This is a genomic window from Planktothrix sp. PLAVEN19ND, assembly GCF_057220675.1.
The window spans coordinates 1,657,084-1,676,902 of sequence record NZ_CM170132.1 but is presented as its reverse complement, the minus strand read 5'-3'; the positions used below and the strand labels follow the sequence as shown (position 1 = coordinate 1,676,902).

Here is a 19,819-nt window from a genome sequence, read left to right as displayed (position 1 = left end):
CTATCTTAAAATATCACAAAATCAGAATTTTAACCGTAAAAAATATCAAAGCATTAAGAGTTATATCGTTTCCGATCGGTCTTCCCAGATGAATGATAGGCTCAAATTAGAGCCACATAAGATAAATAAAGTTATGTCGCATCTCCATTCCTCTACAGCATCGGAATTAGAAAACCAGATTCTACTGGCAGCCCGGGGGTTATTTGCCCAGAAAGGCTATGATAGTACCACTACTCGTGATTTAGCGACGGCCGCCGGGGTCGCCGAAGCTACTTTGTTTCGACATTTTGCTAATAAAAAAGCGATTTTGACTGCCATTGTGATTGAGGGATGGGTGGAAATTTTAACGGATTTACTAACAGAATTGAGTGAGATGAGTAACTATAAAGCCGTGGCACAATTGTTACATCGACGTCTAATTAATCTACAGAAAAATGCAGATATCATGCGAATTTGTTTTTTAGAAGCTCAGTTTCATCCAGAATTACGCGATCGCCTTCAATCAGAAATTATTAATAAAATGATCGATGTAACCGAGGCTTTTTTTGAAACGGCAATCCAAAAAGGAGTTTATCGTCCGATGAATCCTAAAATTGTTGCCCAAGTTTTTTTAGGAATGTTTGCGATCGCAGGATTTAGTTATAATACTCTCCTTGAACCCAATGCTTCCCCCCAAGAAATGAAAGAAATGGCTGAAGGATTAGCCGATATTTTCTTGAATGGAGTGTTAGCAAAAGAATAAAAACAGATTACAAAAATTTTGCTTGTTGTACCCATTCTTGAATTTTATTAACAGATGGACATAGATCTCGACGCTGTAAATTAACGACATAAAAGCGTAATATTTGTTGATGTAAACGATGAATTGGTAATTTGGTTAAATGGTTGACTGAACTCACCCCCGCATGAAGCAAAAGTCCACAATATTGACAACCGACGCCAGGAATTCTAGCTAAGTCCGCCATTGCTATCCATTTGTTAATATCTCTAATATTAATCTGGAGCAAATTGGCTAAAATCATTTTTTCGGCTGGAGTTTTGCCTTGTTTTAACAGTTGACTGGTGGTTTTAATGCCATAATTGTTTAATTGGGTTTGATTGTCCGAATTCAAGCCCGGCAGTTGAGAAATCGGCCAATCAACCCCTTGAATAGAGTTATGGGAGTTGGGTTTAAAAGATGTCATCGTTTTGCTATTGTTAGTTTCAGGTTGAGGCGGTCTAATCCTCCTCAATTTGTGCTGTTTGATTCTAACCTATTTTTTTCTAAAATTCAGGGTAGGCTGTTAAGGATTTAAACCCTATACTTGAGATAACGATGATACTAGCACTACCATCGCTTAAATTAAAATCACCCAAATTTCGATTTAATCATGTTATTTAATTATTCCGAATTTCTGATTGATACCCTTCGCCAACGACGCCAAAAACTCAGCTATTTAATTGATTTTCCGGCAATTTTGTGGTCGGGTCGTGAATATTCTCGCAATTTTCCCGCTAATATTTATCCCTTTCGTGCCAGTAGTCATTTTCTTTATTTTGCCGGATTTCCACTAGAAAATGCAGCGATTCGTTTATATGAAGGTCGCTTAGAATTATTTATGGATGATTCCCCCCAAGGTAGCGCCCTTTGGCATATCGAAATTCCCCACAGAGATCGAATTGCAGAACTCATCGGTGCAGATATTTCCTATCCCTTATCAGAATTATCTAATCATCTTGAAGATGCGGCGACTATTGTGGTACAAAATCCCATTACTGCCAACGAACAACGTCAATTTTTGAATTGTCCTTTGAGATCAGCACAAGAGCCCGAAGGAATTGATTTAGAATTAACACAGGCAATTATTTATTTGCGTCTAACCCATGATGATTTGGCGTTACAGGAGTTACGCCAAGCCACAAAAGTTAGTATTAAAGCCCATAAAAGGGGGATGCAAGTAACAAAAACAGCCCGGTTAGAAGCGGAGGTTCGCGGGGCGATGGAAGGGGTAATTATTAGTCATAATATGACCTGTTCCTATAATAGTATTGTGACAATACAGGGAGAAGTTTTACATAATCAACATTATCATAATCCCTTACGACCAGGGGATTTACTATTAGCTGATGTGGGGGCAGAAACGGCGATGGGATGGGCGGCGGATATTACCCGAACTTGGCCGGTTTCGGGAATATTTTCCCCGACACAACGAGATATTTATCAAGTAGTTTTAAAAGCTCATGATACCTGTATTAATTCTATCAAACCAGGGATAGAATATCAAGAGATTCATCGAATTGCCGCAACAATAATTGCCGAAGGATTAGTAGATTTAGGAATATTAAGAGGGAATCCCGAGGATTTAGTAGAACAGGATGCCCATGCCTTATTTTTTCCTCACGGAATCGGGCATTTATTAGGGTTAGATGTGCATGACATGGAGGATTTGGGAGATTTAGCTGGATATGAACTGGGACGGGTGAGAAGTCAACGGTTTGGCTGGTGTTTTCTGCGGTTAAATCGTCCCTTAAAACCCAGAATGTTAGTAACAATAGAACCAGGTTTTTATCAAGTTCCGGCTATTTTAAATGATCCTAAAAATCGAGAACAATATCAAAATATTGTTAATTGGGAACGTTTAGAACAGTTTGCCGATGTTCGAGGAATTAGAATAGAAGATGATGTCTTAGTCACGGAAACAGGAACAGAAATTTTAACCAAAAGTTTACCCACATCTATTCAGGAGATAGAAGATTTAGTTAAAAATTAATGGAGTGAATTTATGCTGAGTCAACAACGAATTAAACGGTTTATTATTTTTTTCCTAGGAACTCTAATTGTCATGGGATTAACCGTAGCTGGTTATGCCTTTACAACCCTATTTTTATCTAATACTCCTACAACAGAATCCCCAATTAGTTTGGCTGAATGTGGGAGTCCCAAGGGAGGAGAAACAGATAATGCGATTGCAACTTTTTATAGCAACAGTGGGCGAGGAAATCTCGCCCCTACCTGGACAAATAAAATCCAGTGGAATTGTGTGTATAATATTAAAGATTTCTCCGGTTCAAATTTAGTAGAACAGTTCAATGTCGCCCGAGATGCTGCCTTTAATCATGGTGGAGGAGTAGTTTATTTTCCATCAGGAACCTATATTTTTAATGATAGCATAAAACTTAGGTCTGGTGTAGTCATTCGAGGAGAAACTCCTGCTATTAAATCTGCAAAAGTCAATAATTATCATCCCCCCTCAAAATTAGTTTTTCCTAAATATGAACCCCAACTTTCAGGAGACGGAACCCCGAATGAAACCGCCTTTAAAAGTATTCAAACCCTGACACCCGACCAAGATAGTAATATTGGAATTATTAACCTAGAGATTAATCGGGCTGCAATTAATATTGTGGGAAATATAGATACCCATAAAAATAGTAATATTATTATTTTTGGAGTTCGCAGTAATAACGTAGCAAAACCCGACCCCCAAGTGCCCAAACTCGAATTTCAGAACCCTTGGCAACGCTATAGTCATCGCTTTGCTTCTAATATTGAACTTACTGGGTATGAAAATATTTTAGTTGCTAATAATCGAATTAATGATAATATTACTGATAATTATGAACAACCTGGATACAAGTTACAGTCCAAAGATAAAAAGACAATTTTAACCTATCAAGAGGGTAGTAAAGTTCCCTTTAATTATAGCAATCATTATGGAATTGTTGTTAATAGAGGTGGGAAACAAGGCGGGTTTAAATTAGCTGGGACTCCCACCACTGAACCCGGACTTTTTAGAAAAGGCATTGTGATTCGAGATAATTGGGTTTACCATACCATGCGAGTGGGAATTCATGCGGCGGGAGATAGTTTAATTATCCAAAATAATGATATTCAAGACCAACCCAATAAAAAATGGTGGACAGACCCCACGGGTACTCGAGAAGCAACGGGGGCAGTTACCTTAGAAAATAGAGGAATTGACTTTTCAGGATGGAATGTTTTAGTTGAGGGGAATAATTATCAAGTTTATCGACATCAAATTGGAGATACAAAATATTTAAGTGTGGATGGAGAAGGAATTTTAATTCAAGAATGTTGTGGGGGAACAACGGTTAAAAATGTTATGATTAAAAACAATCAGGGAAATGCTTATATTGGACTCTATAAAGTTCAAGAAATTAATCATGCAACTATTGAAAATAATCAAGTCCTGAATTCTGATATTTTTGTTATGGCAGATACAAATAATCAACCCTATGGAATGAATCAGGTTAAAATTATTAATAATCAAGTTTCTGGAAATATTCTGGTGAAAGCCAGTTTAGGCGGTCAGGGGAATGAAATTTCAGGAAACAGAGGAAACCAAAGCGGAAAACTAGAGTATTCTTGTTCTATTGAAGTGAATAATAACTCAGGATTTAATACTCAACCCTGTTTTCCGTTACGCTAATTTACCATAATGTTAATTGGGTGGGGACGGGTTCCAACTGATTCCAGGGTAGGGGAGAAATGGGCAGATGATGGGATTCTAACAATTGTTGCACATATTTTGCCGTAGAAGGCGATCGCTCCTCCAAAGGACAATGCACAAAGAAATAAACATCTTTGCCCTGATTTAACCAATGATGAATCGGTGTAATCCAATCTTCTAAAAAGGGTTGGTTCCTCGATAATTGAGGATGGGAAATAAACCGAATTAAAGCAAAGGAAGCTGTGACACTAAATTCTACCGGAACTTGCGGTTTTTTTCGTTCTGAATATAGTTGCGGGTCATCCTCACCGCTATAAATAGGACGGGAATCTAAAATCACTCGTCCAACATTAAAGGATTCTAAAAGCTGTTTTAACCGCTTAAAATTATCTGGCTGAAACCAATCGGGATGACGCACTTCTACTGCTAAAGGCACGATTTGATGCGGCCAAACTTGAAGAAAATCTTGCAAATCTTCTAATAAATGGGGAGAATAACTCGGCGGTAATTGAGCAAAAATAGGGCCGAAACGAGTTCCTAAACACTGCATTTGTTCAACAAACTTTAACGCCCCTGGAATAGCCAGGTTTAGTGACCCTTGATGGGTTAATTCCTGGGGTAATTTTAAACAAAATTTAAAATCCGATGGTGTTTGTTGTATCCAACGAGTTACCGTTTCTGCATTAGGAATGGCATAAAATGTAGTATTTCCTTCTACTGCGGTAAAGCGACGACTATAGAGGGAGAGAAAATCCGCCGGACGACTTCCTAAAGGATATAATTCTCCCACCCAATTTTTATACGACCAAACCGCACAGCCTAAATAAAAGTGACCCATTTTTTTTCTATTTTAAATAGGTGAACTTACCATTTTTTCCCGTTTCATCCATTTTAATTTGGGCAACATAAAACTTTTCTTGCACCACTTCACCTTCGGGAGTAAAAGCAATATTGCCTAAAACCGTTTCATATTTTCCCGATAAAATCGCTTGATTTAATTGTTCTCTTAGCTGTTCTAAGGATAAACTATCGAGTTTATTTTTCTGGTCAACCGCTTTTAAAGCATCCACAAAGACCTGAATTCCGGCGAAGGCTTGGGCGGTAAATTGCGGGGGTTCTTTTTGATTCTGGGCTGCGTAGGTTTCTCGAAAGGTTTTATTAATCGGATTATCAATTTCAGGACTATAGGCTTGGGCAATAATTACCCCATCACATTCTTTTTGACAAACGGAAAAAATATTAGAGGTATTTAAACCATTTCCTCCAATAATTAATCCTTGATAGCCCAATTGTCGTAACTGTTTGATTAAATTTCCTCCATCCGCAGCCAGTCCCGAAATAATAATTAAATCTGGGTTTAAGTTAATCGTAGCGGTGGCTTGATTTTGAAAATCGGTGTCGGTGGTTTGGAACTTTTGAACTGTCACCAAATCTAGGTTTAAATCTTTAACTGTTTGTTGAAAAGTCTCGGTTTCTGATTTACTAAAGGCATCATTTTGAGCGTAGAAAACCGCTACTTTTTTAATATCAGGATTGATTTTTAATGCCGCTTTTACAGCATTCGGGGCGACAACTGCAACCGGGGCAGAAACCCGGGCAATATAATCACCAATTTGAGGCACTCCCTTCGCGGTATTAGAAGGGCCCAAAACCGGAACTTTTGCCCGCTCTGCAATGGGGTCAGCGGCAAAGGCTTGTTGAGATAAAGAAGGGCCTAAAATGCCGACAACTTTCTGTTGAGTAATTAGGGTATTAAAGGCATTAATTGCACTTTGTTCATCGCCTCCCCCATCTTGAAGGGCTAATTTAATTGGGGTTCCATTCACGCCTCCTTGTTGATTAAAATATTGTTCAGCCATTTTGGCGCCAATCACCTGTTCTTGTCCTAATAAGGCGGCATTACTGGTTTGGGCGAGAACAACTCCAATCGGAATTCCTTTAGAATTTTCAACGGTATTTGTCGTGGAATTAGGATTGGAAGCGGTGTTATTTCCCGAAGGTTGAGAGGGACTACAGGCTAATACTAAAGCCCCGGTTATTCCTGATAAGAATAGAGGGATAAATTGTTTTCTTTTAATCATGGCAGTAAAATTATATAAAAATAGTGAGGTTTTTTCAAATCAAGAGATAATCTGAATTATACAACTATTTTTAATTATAGACAAGTGGATATTTAGAGCAGGGTTGTAAAATCAGTAAGCGATGACGCTCGCACTACATTTAATTATAATCATCAAATAAAGTGTATTTTTCTTCAAATACTTCTTGCCAAGATAAAGATATTAATGAGATTTTTTTTCCCATTTCATCCTCAGCATCCTTGACAGCCCGTTGAAAACATTGTTCCCAAATTGAATCAATAAAATTTTGGTTTAAACTGGGAACTTCTTCTTGAATATCAGCAATTTCTTGACGCGCTGAACGAATACTAATAGACCAACTACCACTCCGTTTTTTCGGTTGACATTTCCATTTAATAATGTGCATCATTAACCGGGTTAACTGACTTTTTAAAGCTAATTTCTTGGATTTTCCCATAGATTCAATTAAAACCGCTAACCCAGATCCGGCTTCCATAAATTTTTGCTCCTCTAATAACTCTTGAATTGCGATCGCGGCTAAATATTCAGAACTCGCCGCCAACCATTCCCAATCTTTTCCAGTTTCCATAATAACTTCTATAGCAGTCGCCACATCTATTAGGACATTCTTAAAAGCTAAAAGCTGCTCACAGTAAGTATTTACCTATTGCCCATTGCCTATTCCCTATTGCCTCTTGCTATAAGTTTAATTATAATCAAATAAAGTATATTCTTCCTCAAATACCTCCTGCCAAGATAAGGCAGTTAATTGACATTTCTTTCCCATTTCACTTTCCGCTTGTCTGATGGCTTTTTTAAAAGAAGTTTCCCAAATTGATTCGAGGTAATTTCGATTTAAACTGGGAACTTCTTCTTGAATATCAGCAATTTCATCCCTGGTGGAAATAATCGTAGTTTCCCAACTGGAAGTCCGTTTTTCCGGTTGACATTTCCATTTAATAATGTGCATCATTAACCGGGTTAATTGACTTTTTAAAGCTAATTTCTTTGATTTTCCCATGGATTCAATTAAAACCGCTAACCCTTCTCCGGCTTCCATTAATTTTTGCTCCTCTAATAACTCTTGAACGGCCACCGCGGCTAAATATTCAGAACTCGCCGCCAACCATTCCCAATCTTCTGATGTTCTCATTTTTACCTCAACAAAAAATAACTGAGATCATACTTTTAATTTTATGTCAAGTTTTGGGAACTTAACTTAACATTTCTATTTAATTTAACAAAATATTGCTTAAAATTTAAGAATCATTACAGTTAAACAATGTTATTATTGTTTTAGTGTCAAAATGAATTCTTTAATAGAGATTAAATTGCGATCGCTATGTATAAATACTCCTAGCGATTGGCACAATTTCTGAGAACATAAAACAAGCTGTCCTCATCACCTATCAACGGAGAAACACGCTATGAAATTGGCTTATTGGATGTATGCTGGCCCCGCCCATATTGGTACCCTGAGAATTGCCAGTTCCTTCAAAAACGTTCACGCCATCATGCACGCCCCTTTAGGAGATGACTACTTCAACGTCATGCGGTCTATGTTAGAAAGGGAACGAGACTATACACCTGTGACCGCTAGTGTCGTAGACCGGAACGTTTTAGCCCGGGGTTCCCAAGAAAAAGTGGTTGACAATATTGTTAGAAAAGATCGAGAAGAACATCCCGATTTAATTTTATTAACTCCTACCTGTACTTCCAGTATTTTACAAGAAGATTTACACAATTTTGTGGAACGCGCCCAACTCGATGCTAAAGGCGATGTCATGTTAGCGGACGTTAATCATTATCGCTTTAATGAATTGCAAGCGGCTGACCGGACATTACAACAAGTGGTTCAGTTTTATCTGGAAAAAGCCAAGAAAAAAGGCGATATTCCTGAAGGCAAAACCGCAAAACCTTCCGTTAATATTATTGGAATCTCTACCCTCGGTTTCCATCACCATCATGACTGCACCGAATTAAAACGGCTAATGGTAGATTTAGGAATTGAAGTTAATGAAGTGATTCCCGAAGGGGCATCGGTTCACAACTTAAAAAACCTGCCTCGCGCTTGGTTTAACCTGGTTCCCTATCGAGAATTAGGGTTAATGGCAGCAAAGTATTTAGAAGAAGAATTTGGCACTCCTTGTGTTGATATTACGCCGATGGGAGTGGTGGAAACCGCCCGTTGTATTCGCAAAATTCAACAAGTAATTAATGCTCAAGGGGCGAATGTTGATTATAGTGAATATATTGATAATCAAACCCTGTATGTGTCTCAAGCCGCTTGGTTTTCCCGTTCCATTGACTGTCAGAATTTAACCGGAAAAAAAGCCGTTGTCTTTGGGGATAATACCCACGCCGCCGCGATGACAAAAATTCTGGCGCGAGAAATGGGAATTCATGTCGTTTGTGCCGGAACCTATTGCAAATATGATGGTGATTGGTTCAAGGAACAAGTCAGTGAATATTGCGATGAAGTTCTGATTAGTGAAGATAACGGTCAAATTGGAGATATGATTGCCCGGATTGAACCTTCTGCTATTTTTGGAACCCAAATGGAACGCCACGTTGGGAAACGTTTAGATATTCCCTGTGGTGTGATTGCTTCCCCGATTCATATTCAGAATTTCCCTATTGGTTATAAACCATTTTTAGGCTATGAAGGAACCAATCAAATTACCGATTTAATCTATAATTCCTTTACCTTGGGAATGGAAGATCACCTCTTGGAAATCTTTGGTGGACATGATACCAAAGAAGTGATTACCAAAGGAATTTCGGCGGGTTTCTGATTTGAATTGGACAAGAGAAGCTCAAACCGAACTGAATAAAATTCCTGGGTTTGTGCGCGGTAAAGTTAAACGCAATACCGAAAAATTTGCCCGTGAACGAGGTTTAAACGAAATTTCCTTAGAAGTGATGTATGCGGCCAAAGAAGCCGTAGGAGCTTAATTTTAGGGTGGGCTATGCCCACCTTTTTTGTTACAATCTAAATTAAAGCAACCCCGAATTTTTGTACTCAGCCAGTTTGGGTTAACTTAGTGTTGTTTCGACATAATTTATAAGAGGTAATGTATGTCAAATATTCGGAAAATTTTAGGGAATCCAGGGGACACTTGGGATGATTTAAGTTGGACAGATCTGAACAACGATGAGCAAGCGTTGTGGACTACTTTAGGCTGGAATCAAGCCAGTTGGGAAGAAGACTCTGACGCTCCCGATTCTAATGAGAAATATTGGGAGGAATTAACCGAAAAGGAACGTGATGCAGCAACAAAACTCGGTTATAACCAATCTTATTGGGATGAGGATTAAGGACAAAAGAAAGTTCCCATCCATATTATTGCTCCCATAATTTATAGGGTGCGTAAGGCGTAATTAATTTATTGGGAAATCCAATAATTAACAATTTGCCCCACGCACCATTTTTTGTTCATCAACACGACTGACAGTGATTGATTGAGAGTTGAATGATTAAATTTATAGAATTGGGTAGAGTTATAAGTTTAAGTTTTGTTGGAGGTGTTATATAGTGATCGCACCCTAAACAACCCTAAAATAAAAAGCGATCACATTAATAATTTTACTCCAGATCAAGGGGATTAAAAGTAATTGAAGATTGTGCGCTATGACGAAGATAAAGAATATAAACTATATCCTCTCGAATGGTGAAAATAATCCGGTATTTATTCCTTGATTTCCCATAAATAATTTGTCTGATTTCTTCAGGAAAATCATCGTTTTCTCTAGCTAAAGCAAAACGTTTTGGCTTATCTTGCAAAGTAGCAATAGTATTCATTAAATCTCTAAACCATTGATCAGCATAATTATGGTTAAGATTTTTTAACCAAAGATAAGCAGATTCTATTTCTAGTTTAGCATTCTGGGTTAATTTAACTTGAAATTCCATGTTTATGCTGCATTTCTTCGATGAATTGATTTAGGGGTTGTGTGTCACCTGTTGCTATATCTTCTAATCCTTTTTTAATCCCAATAATAGTTTCTAATTTCTCGATAAAATCTAGTAATTTTTGATAAGATCCAGCATCTTGTACTACTAATTCGGCTTTCCCATTAATAGTTAAAACGATAGGATTACCTGTTTCTTTCATCTGGGTAATCATTTCATTGGTATTCCGTTTAAAGGTTGAGAGGGATTGAATATCTCGATTTAGATTAATCATGGTTGGGGACTTAGCACTAAATTTGCATTAAATTTAATGTTAGCACAAAATAGCAAAAGCGATCGCACTCCTAACTCCCTTACACCCCAAGAAGCGATCGCGCTATGAAGGAACTTCTACTAATTCAGCAATGTGATCGCCCAGACGAATAAAATGTTTAGGATTAAGGGTTAATATTTTATCAATTTCCTTTTTCATGGCTGCATGAGCGATTAAATTATCATAAATTGCTCCACCACTAAACCCTAAACTCACCATATTTTCTATAATTTCATAATAATCATCTTCTGTTAGAGAAATAATCTGAAATTCTTTGAGATTCTCTTTAATAAGTCGTTGAGTTACTTGAGGGGAAAAACGAGGTTGGGAGGGAAAAGAAGATATAACCGAGAATAATTCGGCTAGGGTATGAGTGACAATAAATCCCTCTATTTTTTCGGTTTTAACCTGTTCTAACCATGACCAACAAGAAAAATGCTGAGGATGTTTAACTAATATAGAAGCGACTAAAACAGAAGTATCAAATAATATTTTTACCATGACATTAATTGATTTGTTCTTTCATTTCTAAGTTCTTCAATTATTGTATTAGCATCGGTTAATAGTTCTGCATCAGAAACTAATACATGACCTTCATAGTAAAGTAATGGTTCTTCTTTAATCGGGTTTAAGATTATTTTTCCATCTTGAATTTCTAAAGATAGTTTTGATTCCTGATCTAAACCTAATTGTTGTCTAATAATTTCGGGAATTTCAATAAATCCTGACTGATTTAAGGTGACTAAGTTCATAATATTTTCCTAACCTAAAGTTACCTGTGTATATTATAGCAGCGATCGCACTCCTAACTCCCTTACACTCCAAGAAGCGATCGCACCCTCAACAACCCTACAATAAAATAGGTTACAATAGAAAGGAGTTAAATCATCACCTAATTAATTATGCAACAACAAAGTTTTGATGCAATTTTTGAAAACGGGGTTTTTCGCCCCTTAGCTGATTTCCAATTAACAGAAGGTCAAACCGTAAAACTGATTATAGAATCGGAATCTATCAAAAAAAAAGGCTTTCCTACAACGGGAATTATTGCTCAACTAACAGCAAATCCTATTGTGATTCCTAACTTTCATTCCTTGACACGAGAGGAAGCGAATGAGCGTTGGTAAACCGCAACGTTTTTTTGTTGATTCTAATATTTGGCTCTATCGTTTTATCGTTAATCCTAATGATTCAGATGCTAGAGAAAAACAACAAATAGCTATAAGTATTACCAGTCAAGAAAACCTAGTTATTAGCACGCAGGTTGTCAATGAAGTCTGCTCAAATTTAATTCGCAAAGCCAAATTTGATAATTCACAGATTCACAGTCTAATTGAGGATTTGGGAGCGGGCTGTGAAATTTTACCTGTTTCCTTTGCAACAATTCAGTATGCTGTAAAATTGCGGGATTGCTATTTATTTTCTTTTTGGGATAGTATAATCATTGCTAGTGCAATTTTAGGCGATATAACTGTTCTATATTCAGAAGATATGCAAGATAGTTTAATCATCGAAGATAGTTTACAGATTATCAATCCATTCAGAGATTTAAAATGAGCGATCGCACTCCTAACTCCCTTACACCCCAAGAAGCGATCGCACCCTCAATTATCCTAGAATAAAAAGTGATCGCACCTTCAACACTCCTACACTAATTATCAAATAACTCCATCTGATTAACTTTCACTTCTTTTTGTTTCTCAGCACTTTTAACAACTTCAAAACTCAAACGAATATTTAATTTTTTTTGATTTTCAATAATATCTTGTACTGTAACAATTTGAATCTTATCACAACTTTGACTCATAAATTTACTCTGATAAAAACCAGCAGATTTTGCCGTTTTGATCATATCTTTAGTGGGATTTTCTAAAGTTATAAATATGGCTATACTGGCATTTTCTAGGGTCATTGTTCCTATTAAATCTCGGATATCTCCTGATTTTACTTTTCCTGATTTTACTTGAAAAATTATCTTTTCTGGTTCGTTTTGATCACCTTGAAAGTAAGCAATTCCGTCTACACCTTGATCTGAACCCTTTTTAGTGTTAATGATTCCTTTGTTATCAGTATAAGTTAAGATTGCCCATTTTTCAAATTCTTTTCGAGTGCGATCGTCTGCTTTATTTGCTAATGCTGTTGCACTTTCTATATCTCTAGGAATACCATGGAGTTTAATGGTTTGTAAAACCTCTTTTCCAAAGCTATCTTCTAATCTTTTTAAAATTAAACTAATACTTTGATAAGTAATATCAATTCCTATCCATTTTCGGTCTAATTTTTGGGAAACTGCAACGCTTGTACCACAACCACAATAAGCATCTAATATTATATCATTTTCATTAGAACTGGCTTTAATTATTCTTTCTAATAATGATTCTGGTTTTTGTGTGGGATAACCTAATCTTTCATTTGATTGAGAATTTATCATATCAATATCCATCCACAAATTTGTAATAGGAATACCTTTTAATTCATGCAAATATTGTTTAAATTCGGGGTTTTTGGCAGTGGGTGAAAATCTAACTTTGTTTGCCTTTTTAAGTTGTTCTAATCTTTCTTGAGAATAAGTAGCCATGACTTGCCAACGATATCTACCATATTCATCCTGATATTTAAACCTTTTAAGATATTCACTAGGATAATCTTCATACTGAATATCAAAGTAATATTGTTTTGCTGACTTAACATAAAAATAAATAATGTCATTTAATGTTGAAAAAGATTTAGTAATTGCTTTAATAGTATTTGTGCGTCTTTTCCAAATAATTTCATTTTTATAATCTCCACCCTGAGAACAAAAAACAGCATCTAATACTAATTTTAAATAATGACTTGCATTGGGATCACAATGTAAATAAAAACTACCTGTAGGTTTTAAAACCCGATAAATTTCTGTTATCCTTAAAGTCATACTCACTAAATAAGCAAGTAAACTTCCTGTTCCTAAAACATTCCTTAAACCTATAATTAAATCAATACATTGCTGGGTAAATAAACCATGATAATTAGTAGTAATTTCCTCTATTCCATGAATAGCGTGATCATCCCATTCCCAAGTATCAATAAATGCTTGTGCTTGAGCTTTATCATCGCCACCAATATTATTATAGATTTGATTGTAATTGCGTTTAGAATTAAAAGGAGGATCAATATAACATAAGTCAACTGATTCATCTTTAATGTAACGTCTTAAAACTTCTAAATTATCGCCATAATAAAGTTGATTAACCATTATTTTTAGCAAATTATTTTGCTTGAGTTAAACTTGATTAATCATTTTTATACTAAATTGATTTTTTGTCATGGCGGATAATATCTGATATTACCTGATATTTTATTAAGAAGTATTAATACAATATCTGAAAAAACCTGATAATCTGGAATAAAATTGAGTTATAATGACGAAAAGTGTTACCTCGTCTAACTTTTATGACTGTTACAGAAATTTTACAATTTGTAGATAGCTTAGTATTTACTGAGACAGAAAAGCATTTAGATGATTTGCAAAAAAAGATTGTTGAAGAAGTATTTAAAGGTAAAACTTATAAGCAAATTGCAGACATTTATGATTATGATGAGGGTTATATTGGTGATGAATGTAGGAAGTTATTTAAAATTTTATCTGAACAGTTAGGTGAAAATATTAATAAATCTAATTTTTGTTGGACTATAGAAAGATTTACAAATTCTAGCATTGCTAAAATAGTTAATTTTGAAAATAATTTTAAAAACAATAATATCAACTGGTGTCCCAACTACGCATCATCAAATCAGCCAGAACATCAACAAAGCACTAATATTGATAACTTCAAAAAACCTGAATATGATTTAACCCTAGCTCCTCAAATTATAAATTTTTATAACCGAGAAACAGAACTTAACACCCTTTCTAATTGGATATTAAAGCAAAATACTCGTTTAATCTCAATATTAGGATTATCGGGAATGGGTAAAACCGCTATTGTTAAAAGATTTATTGATTTAAACTTAGATCAATTTGAAGTAATTATCTGGAGAAGTTTAAAATATCCTAAACCTTTAGATTTGCTGGTTAAGGATTTATTGAATATTATTAAACCAGAAGACAAACAAACTATAGATGATCAAGTCAAACAATTATTAGATATACTCATTAATAAAAAATGTTTAATTATCCTTGATGATGTGCAGAATATCTTTACTCCGGGTCAATTTGCGGGACAATATCAACCGGAATATCAAAGTTATCAAAACTTTTTTACCATGGTAACAGAAGTTGAACATCAGAGTAGTTTAATTTTAATTAGTCAAGAAAAATGTCCAGAAATGCAAGGTTGGGAAAACGAATTATATCCGATTAATTGCTTAGAATTATCAGGTTTATATGATCTGGAAATTCTGAATAATAAAGGATTAAAAAATGACGAATCTTGGTTGAATTTAATTAATTTATATGAAGGTAATCCCGTTTATTTAAAAAGTATTGCTATTTTAATTAACAATATATTTGATGGTGATGTTGCTGAGTTTTTAGATGAGAATGAATTAGTGATTACTCAGGAAATGCGATCGCACTTTAACCAGCTATTTCACAGACTTTCACCTATTGAACAACAAATCGTTTTAAAATTAAGTCAATTTGAGCAACCCTTATCCAGAGAAACATTGCGAGAAAGTGTAGAGTTATCATCAACGGATTTAATTAATGGGTTACAATCTTTACAACAACGGTATTTAGTGACTAAAATAAAACAGGATCAAATCATGTTTAAATTGTCTTCTATTTTTGGGAAATATGTAATATTAAATCTAATTATAAACGAACCACGATGATCCCCCCTAACCCCCCTTAATAAGGGGGGAACCGGACTCATAAGTCCCCCTTTTTAAGGGGGATTTAGGGGGATCTAGTCCAGGATAAAAACCGGGGTTTTAGGCTTAAGTTGACATCAATGCGTAGCACTTCCCCCCTTTTTTCCCCACGGCAAGCGACGACACCCGCTCCACAGACCGCCTTCTTCATTCTTTACAAAATTTACAATTTTTTGTGTTTGCACCAACCTATACTGCTAAATGTAGGCTATTGCAGGATAATGTTGAACAGGAATTCAAAGCGTGAACGTTTTGAACCAGCAGGCAAACGGATACTGTAACATCCCGCCACAACCCAATCTAACCTAACCCTCGGTATTAACTGGGTATTCACCCGTTAAAAACTTTAGAGGGTTAAATTTGGTAGCAGATTAAAGCTGAAACCCTTAGAAACATCTATCCTCCCCAAAAGTGAGCCAGACCCCCTCATGATGGAAAGTCTACAACCCTCAAATTAATCAATTTAGGATAAATGATTTTAAATTTCGGGTTTAGTTCATAGAACATCCCCAATCCTAAATCCTTACATTCTCAGTGAAATTTATAAGGAATATATTCTCATGGCCACTAATAGAAAAAAACGCACGACTCCTGCTACCCGTCCCGCTTCTGCCATTAGTGACAAAGTAAAAGTTACGGTTTCTTTAACGGCTGATGTTGCTCAACAGGTGGAAGCACTCGCTAAGGAATTAGGAGTATCAAAATCAGAATTATTTGAACGTTTGGCAGCATCCCAGTTAAATCAGCCAACCCAGGGGGAAAAAACGTCCTCGGAAACTCCAGCCGCCGATGATACAGCCTTAAAACAGCAAATTGAAGCCCAAGCCAATACAATTCAAGAGTTAAAACAGCAACTCGCCCAAACCCATGAAGCCTTAAAACAAGAAGCAGAACAAAAGGTAACACAAACTATTGATCCTAAAACGTATCAGGCTTTACAAGAAACCTCGAAACAACAAGAATCAACAATTGCTCAATTACAGACTCAATTAAATCGAATTCCTGAGTTAGAGCAACAATTAACAGCAACTATTTCCGCAGAAACCCACCAAGCCTTACAAAGCCAGTTAGAACAGGAACAAAAAACCATAGCCCAACTCAATCAGCGCATTGAAACCCTGGAAAAAGAAGTGGAAAAAGGCAATAGTGCTCTAGTTCAAATGCAAGTTAAACAAGAGAGAATTGCCGAATTAGAAGTAAAATTAGCTAACGGGATTTCAGAAGAAAATTATCATAACTTAGAATATCTCTGTGCGGCTCAAAAGACACAAATGGCAACTCTCGAACAAAAATTAGCAAGTTTAATTTCCACTAAAACTCAACATCAAGAAACGGCGAATTATGATGCCCTCAAAAACTATTTGCAAGAACAGGATGATTTAATTAACGTTTTGCAAAAACGGGTTTCAGAACTGCAAGGGTTAGCTTCCTTTGGAGAATCTCAACTCTCCAAATGGCGAAATCGTACCTTCAACGGTTAAAATCAAAGCCAACAATTTAGGATGGGCTATGCCCATCTTGACCCCAAAACCCCCCAAGGGTTTCACCCTCTAAAGACAGAACTCCCAAACTAATAAGTGCTTGTGCAAAATAAATTACCGAGTTAAAAAAGGGAACAGGGAACAGGGAATTAGAAATATGTAAATAATTATGTTTGGGTGCTTATTATTAAAATAAATTAAAATTTTCCGGTTTTCCGACCGAATCCCTAACCCGGGAGGTGTAACTAAAGACTAGAATAAAGCGCAGATGGTTTCATCACAAACAAAATTATGGTAGCTCTTTACGTCAACCCCGCCACTGGCAATGATTTTAGTTCCGGGGAGTCGAATAAACCCTTTAAAACCCTAAAAAAAGCCCTTTCCCAAGCTCAGTCGGGAACCACAATTTATCTCGAACCCGGAACTTATAGTAGTTTAAGTGGTGAAGTGTTTCCCCTGACTGTCGCTTCTGGAGTCATCGTCATTGGCAATGAGTCCGGTAAAGGGAGTGGCATTTTAATCGAAGGCAATGGACTCCATAGCAGTAGTAGTGCGGGGAGTCAAAATATCACGATTTTGATGGAAAATAACGCCCAACTGCGAGGCGTCACCGTTACCAATATCCAAACCCGAGGGACGGGAGTTTGGATTGAATCCCAATCTCCAATCATTGCTAATTCTACCTTTACCCGATGCAAACGAGAAGGGATTTATGCCGTAGGTTCGGGAAATCCTCAAATTCTCAATAGTATTTTTGTGCAAAATGAAGGCTATGGAGTTTCCATTGAAGGGGATATCAAAGGAGAAATCGGAGGAAATACCTTTGAAAATACCGGATATGGGATTTCCCTGAAAAATCAGGCCGCTCCGTTAATTCGGGATAATGCCATTGTCGAAAACCGTTCCGGGATATTAATTGCCGGGGACTCCCAACCGATTCTGCGTCAAAACTTAATCGAACGCAATAGCGGGGATGGGGTGGTAATTATGAATCAAGCCACACCGGATTTAGGAACCGCCCAAACCCCCGGGGGAAATACGATTCGCAATAATGGCGGTTTTGATGTCCAGAATGCCGGAACAGCCAGCCTAACCTCCTTTGGAAATCTTCTTAGTCCTACTCGCGTTAAAGGAACTCTACAAGTCGTGACTCAAAGCGTACCAACCGCCGCATCTGCAACCTTATTTGTTAATTCCGCCACAGGGAATGATTCGGCCTCCGGCGGTCAATCTACCCCCCTAAAAACCATTGCTAAGGCTATTAGTCAAGCCCAATCGGGAACCCTAATTCAAGTCGCTCCAGGAACCTATAACGTCACTACTGGAGAAGTGTTTCCCCTAATTGTGCGCTCAGGAGTAACCATTGTGGGGAATGAGACGACCAAGGGCAAAGATGTCGTGATTCTGGGGAGTGGTCGCTTCAGTAGTCCCAGTTCGGCGGCTCAGAATGTGACGATTTTGATGGAAAATAACTCAACGGTTAAGGGGTTAAGCGTTACCAATGACCAAACCCGAGGCACTGGAATTTGGGTCGAATCGGTTTACTGTAATATCGGTAGTTGTACCCTGACCAAATCCAAACGGGAAGGGGTTTTTGCCACCGGAACGGCCATTGCTGCGGTGACGAATAGTGATTTTATCGAAAATGTGGGTAATGGTATTGCTTTGGGGGGGAATGCTAAGGGGGAAATTCGGGGGAATAAATTCCAAAATACCGGATATGCGATTTCTGTACAAGCCCAAGCTTCGCCCTTAATTATTGAAAACGAAATTCTGGAAAATCGGTCTGGGATTGTGTTATCAGGACAGTCTAAACCGGTATTACGAAAAAATCAAATTAAGAAAAATCTTCAAGATGGTTTAACTGTAATTGCTGATTCTGCCCCCGATATGGGTAGCCCTCAAGATAATGGGGGGAATGTATTTGTTGATAATGGCAAATATGATGTGCAAAATGCTAGTAAATTCACCTTAATTTCCGTGGGAAATCAAATTAACCCGACCCGAACTTTGGGAAGTATTGAGTTTACCGCCAATCAAACTCCGACTCCTGGCCCTAGTCCCACTCCGACCCCGACTCCTGGCGGCTCTACTCCCACTCCAACTCCGGTTCCTGGAGGAGCAAAATTCACCGATATTGGCTCCCATTGGGCGAGAACTTTTATTGAAAGGTTAGCGGATATGGGGATTATTAGCGGTTTCCCCGATGGTTCGTTTAAACCCGATGCCACCTTAACCCGCGCCCAACACGCGGCGATGTTAAAGTCGGCGTTTGAATTAACACCCATTCGCGAAGGAATTGTGTTTACTGATGTGGCGGCGGATTTTTGGGGAAAAGAGGCGATTGACAAAGCAAATCGGGCAGGGTTCCTATCAGGTTATCCCGATAAAACCTTCCGACCCAATCAAAATTTAACTCGGTCTCAAGCGGTTGTTTCTTTAATTAATGGGTTGAAATTAACCGGGGGAACATCTAATAGTTTGGGCGTTTATACTGACCGTGCTCAAATTCCGGCTTTTGCGACTAATGCAGTAATTACGGCGACGGAATTAAATATAGTGGTTAATTACCCGAAAAAAGAGGTTTTTAACCCGTTAAAAGATGTCACCCGTGGGGAAATTGCAGCGATTTTCTATCAAACTTTGGTAGCAGTTAATCGGGCGCAAGCTGTGGATTCTCCTTATATTGTTTAATTCCTAGAAACTGGGTTTCTAACAGAAACCCA

At 37.2% G+C, this 19,819-nt stretch carries 19 protein-coding genes and 1 pseudogene; 10 read left to right on the top strand and 10 right to left on the bottom strand.

The features are described 5' to 3' along the window. The first annotated feature begins 133 nt into the window (after positions 1-133). Entirely contained in the window at positions 134-742 is a 609-nt protein-coding gene (locus tag AC2D3N_RS07110; RefSeq protein WP_079679103.1) for a TetR/AcrR family transcriptional regulator, read from the top strand. A gap of 7 nt (positions 743-749) precedes the next feature. Here the strand turns inward: AC2D3N_RS07110 and AC2D3N_RS07105 are convergent, their stop codons facing one another. Next, positions 750-1,184: a DUF4332 domain-containing protein gene (locus AC2D3N_RS07105; protein ID WP_079679105.1), complete on the bottom strand. Its 435-nt coding sequence runs from the start codon at positions 1,182-1,184 to the stop codon at positions 750-752. Positions 1,185-1,370: 186 nt separating this feature from the next. Between AC2D3N_RS07105 and AC2D3N_RS07100 the strand changes: the two genes are divergently transcribed. Then, a complete protein-coding gene (locus AC2D3N_RS07100; RefSeq protein WP_484693199.1) occupies positions 1,371-2,750 on the top strand; it encodes an aminopeptidase P family protein in 1,380 nt (459 codons plus the stop codon). Between the two features lie 12 nt (positions 2,751-2,762). Continuing rightward, positions 2,763-4,430 (top strand): glycosyl hydrolase family 28-related protein, encoded by a 1,668-nt coding sequence (locus AC2D3N_RS07095; protein ID WP_484693198.1) that lies wholly within the window; start codon positions 2,763-2,765, stop codon positions 4,428-4,430. A gap of 1 nt (position 4,431) precedes the next feature. On the opposite strand, the gene AC2D3N_RS07090 is transcribed toward AC2D3N_RS07095, so the two are convergent. The 4 genes from AC2D3N_RS07090 to AC2D3N_RS07075 form a co-directional block, all read right to left on the bottom strand. Next, positions 4,432-5,289, bottom strand: coding sequence for a DUF72 domain-containing protein (locus AC2D3N_RS07090; RefSeq protein ID WP_484693197.1), 858 nt, complete (start codon positions 5,287-5,289; stop codon positions 4,432-4,434). Positions 5,290-5,296: 7 nt separating this feature from the next. Then, on the bottom strand, positions 5,297-6,532 hold the full coding sequence (locus AC2D3N_RS07085; RefSeq protein ID WP_484693196.1) for an ABC transporter substrate-binding protein: 1,236 nt from the start codon (positions 6,530-6,532) through the stop codon (positions 5,297-5,299). Between the two features lie 139 nt (positions 6,533-6,671). Beyond that, entirely contained in the window at positions 6,672-7,121 is a 450-nt protein-coding gene (locus AC2D3N_RS07080) for a DUF29 domain-containing protein (RefSeq protein WP_079679585.1), read from the bottom strand. Between the two features lie 117 nt (positions 7,122-7,238). After that, positions 7,239-7,685 (bottom strand): DUF29 domain-containing protein, encoded by a 447-nt coding sequence (locus AC2D3N_RS07075; RefSeq protein ID WP_079679113.1) that lies wholly within the window; start codon positions 7,683-7,685, stop codon positions 7,239-7,241. Positions 7,686-7,959: 274 nt separating this feature from the next. Here AC2D3N_RS07075 and bchB point away from each other — a divergent pair. Then, a pseudogene (bchB, locus tag AC2D3N_RS07070) lies at positions 7,960-9,487 on the top strand (ferredoxin:protochlorophyllide reductase (ATP-dependent) subunit B). Positions 9,488-9,610: 123 nt separating this feature from the next. Further along, positions 9,611-9,850: a hypothetical protein gene (locus AC2D3N_RS07065; RefSeq protein ID WP_484693195.1), complete on the top strand. Its 240-nt coding sequence runs from the start codon at positions 9,611-9,613 to the stop codon at positions 9,848-9,850. Between the two features lie 268 nt (positions 9,851-10,118). Here the strand turns inward: AC2D3N_RS07065 and AC2D3N_RS07060 are convergent, their stop codons facing one another. The 4 genes from AC2D3N_RS07060 to AC2D3N_RS07045 form a co-directional block, all read right to left on the bottom strand. Continuing rightward, on the bottom strand, positions 10,119-10,445 hold the full coding sequence (locus tag AC2D3N_RS07060) for a type II toxin-antitoxin system RelE/ParE family toxin (protein WP_484693194.1): 327 nt from the start codon (positions 10,443-10,445) through the stop codon (positions 10,119-10,121). After that, a complete protein-coding gene (locus AC2D3N_RS07055; RefSeq protein WP_079679120.1) occupies positions 10,429-10,719 on the bottom strand; it encodes a type II toxin-antitoxin system Phd/YefM family antitoxin in 291 nt (96 codons plus the stop codon). The genes AC2D3N_RS07060 and AC2D3N_RS07055 overlap by 17 nt, the downstream gene beginning before the upstream one ends. A 102-nt stretch (positions 10,720-10,821) precedes the next feature. Further along, a complete protein-coding gene (locus AC2D3N_RS07050; RefSeq protein ID WP_484693193.1) occupies positions 10,822-11,259 on the bottom strand; it encodes a type II toxin-antitoxin system VapC family toxin in 438 nt (145 codons plus the stop codon). Beyond that, positions 11,253-11,510 carry an AbrB/MazE/SpoVT family DNA-binding domain-containing protein gene (locus tag AC2D3N_RS07045; protein WP_484693192.1) on the bottom strand — a complete coding sequence of 86 codons (258 nt, stop codon included), beginning with the start codon at positions 11,508-11,510 and terminating at the stop codon, positions 11,253-11,255. Before AC2D3N_RS07045 ends, AC2D3N_RS07050 begins: the two co-directional genes overlap by 7 nt. Before the next feature lie 150 nt (positions 11,511-11,660). On the opposite strand from AC2D3N_RS07045, the gene AC2D3N_RS07040 reads away from it, so the two are divergent. Both AC2D3N_RS07040 and AC2D3N_RS07035 read left to right on the top strand, forming a co-directional pair. Next, positions 11,661-11,885, top strand: coding sequence for an antitoxin family protein (locus tag AC2D3N_RS07040; protein ID WP_484693191.1), 225 nt, complete (start codon positions 11,661-11,663; stop codon positions 11,883-11,885). Next, positions 11,872-12,315 carry a PIN domain-containing protein gene (locus AC2D3N_RS07035; protein WP_484693190.1) on the top strand — a complete coding sequence of 148 codons (444 nt, stop codon included), beginning with the start codon at positions 11,872-11,874 and terminating at the stop codon, positions 12,313-12,315. The genes AC2D3N_RS07040 and AC2D3N_RS07035 overlap by 14 nt, the downstream gene beginning before the upstream one ends. 94 nt (positions 12,316-12,409) lie before the next feature. Here the strand turns inward: AC2D3N_RS07035 and AC2D3N_RS07030 are convergent, their stop codons facing one another. Further along, complete coding sequence (locus tag AC2D3N_RS07030) at positions 12,410-13,993, bottom strand: DNA methyltransferase (RefSeq protein ID WP_484693189.1); 1,584 nt, start codon at positions 13,991-13,993, stop codon at positions 12,410-12,412. Positions 13,994-14,190: 197 nt separating this feature from the next. Between AC2D3N_RS07030 and AC2D3N_RS07025 the strand changes: the two genes are divergently transcribed. From AC2D3N_RS07025 to AC2D3N_RS07015, 3 genes are all read left to right on the top strand, one after another. Continuing rightward, positions 14,191-15,573 carry a helix-turn-helix domain-containing protein gene (locus AC2D3N_RS07025; RefSeq protein WP_484693188.1) on the top strand — a complete coding sequence of 461 codons (1,383 nt, stop codon included), beginning with the start codon at positions 14,191-14,193 and terminating at the stop codon, positions 15,571-15,573. A gap of 599 nt (positions 15,574-16,172) precedes the next feature. Further along, a complete protein-coding gene (locus AC2D3N_RS07020) occupies positions 16,173-17,093 on the top strand; it encodes a ribbon-helix-helix domain-containing protein (RefSeq protein ID WP_484693187.1) in 921 nt (306 codons plus the stop codon). 291 nt (positions 17,094-17,384) lie between these two features. After that, positions 17,385-19,787 (top strand): DUF1565 domain-containing protein, encoded by a 2,403-nt coding sequence (locus AC2D3N_RS07015; protein ID WP_484693186.1) that lies wholly within the window; start codon positions 17,385-17,387, stop codon positions 19,785-19,787. Positions 19,788-19,819: the final 32 nt, after the last annotated feature.

Coding starts and splice junctions, on each gene's coding strand:
- AC2D3N_RS07110 (WP_079679103.1), top strand. CDS start 134: ATGTCGCATCTCCATTCCTCTACAGCATCGGAATTAGAAAACCAGATT.
- AC2D3N_RS07105 (WP_079679105.1), bottom strand. CDS start 1,184: ATGACATCTTTTAAACCCAACTCCCATAACTCTATTCAAGGGGTTGAT.
- AC2D3N_RS07100 (WP_484693199.1), top strand. CDS start 1,371: ATGTTATTTAATTATTCCGAATTTCTGATTGATACCCTTCGCCAACGA.
- AC2D3N_RS07095 (WP_484693198.1), top strand. CDS start 2,763: ATGCTGAGTCAACAACGAATTAAACGGTTTATTATTTTTTTCCTAGGA.
- AC2D3N_RS07090 (WP_484693197.1), bottom strand. CDS start 5,289: ATGGGTCACTTTTATTTAGGCTGTGCGGTTTGGTCGTATAAAAATTGG.
- AC2D3N_RS07085 (WP_484693196.1), bottom strand. CDS start 6,532: ATGATTAAAAGAAAACAATTTATCCCTCTATTCTTATCAGGAATAACC.
- AC2D3N_RS07080 (WP_079679585.1), bottom strand. CDS start 7,121: ATGGAAACTGGAAAAGATTGGGAATGGTTGGCGGCGAGTTCTGAATAT.
- AC2D3N_RS07075 (WP_079679113.1), bottom strand. CDS start 7,685: ATGAGAACATCAGAAGATTGGGAATGGTTGGCGGCGAGTTCTGAATAT.
- AC2D3N_RS07065 (WP_484693195.1), top strand. CDS start 9,611: ATGTCAAATATTCGGAAAATTTTAGGGAATCCAGGGGACACTTGGGAT.
- AC2D3N_RS07060 (WP_484693194.1), bottom strand. CDS start 10,445: ATGGAATTTCAAGTTAAATTAACCCAGAATGCTAAACTAGAAATAGAA.
- AC2D3N_RS07055 (WP_079679120.1), bottom strand. CDS start 10,719: ATGATTAATCTAAATCGAGATATTCAATCCCTCTCAACCTTTAAACGG.
- AC2D3N_RS07050 (WP_484693193.1), bottom strand. CDS start 11,259: ATGGTAAAAATATTATTTGATACTTCTGTTTTAGTCGCTTCTATATTA.
- AC2D3N_RS07045 (WP_484693192.1), bottom strand. CDS start 11,510: ATGAACTTAGTCACCTTAAATCAGTCAGGATTTATTGAAATTCCCGAA.
- AC2D3N_RS07040 (WP_484693191.1), top strand. CDS start 11,661: ATGCAACAACAAAGTTTTGATGCAATTTTTGAAAACGGGGTTTTTCGC.
- AC2D3N_RS07035 (WP_484693190.1), top strand. CDS start 11,872: ATGAGCGTTGGTAAACCGCAACGTTTTTTTGTTGATTCTAATATTTGG.
- AC2D3N_RS07030 (WP_484693189.1), bottom strand. CDS start 13,993: ATGGTTAATCAACTTTATTATGGCGATAATTTAGAAGTTTTAAGACGT.
- AC2D3N_RS07025 (WP_484693188.1), top strand. CDS start 14,191: ATGACTGTTACAGAAATTTTACAATTTGTAGATAGCTTAGTATTTACT.
- AC2D3N_RS07020 (WP_484693187.1), top strand. CDS start 16,173: ATGGCCACTAATAGAAAAAAACGCACGACTCCTGCTACCCGTCCCGCT.
- AC2D3N_RS07015 (WP_484693186.1), top strand. CDS start 17,385: ATGGTAGCTCTTTACGTCAACCCCGCCACTGGCAATGATTTTAGTTCC.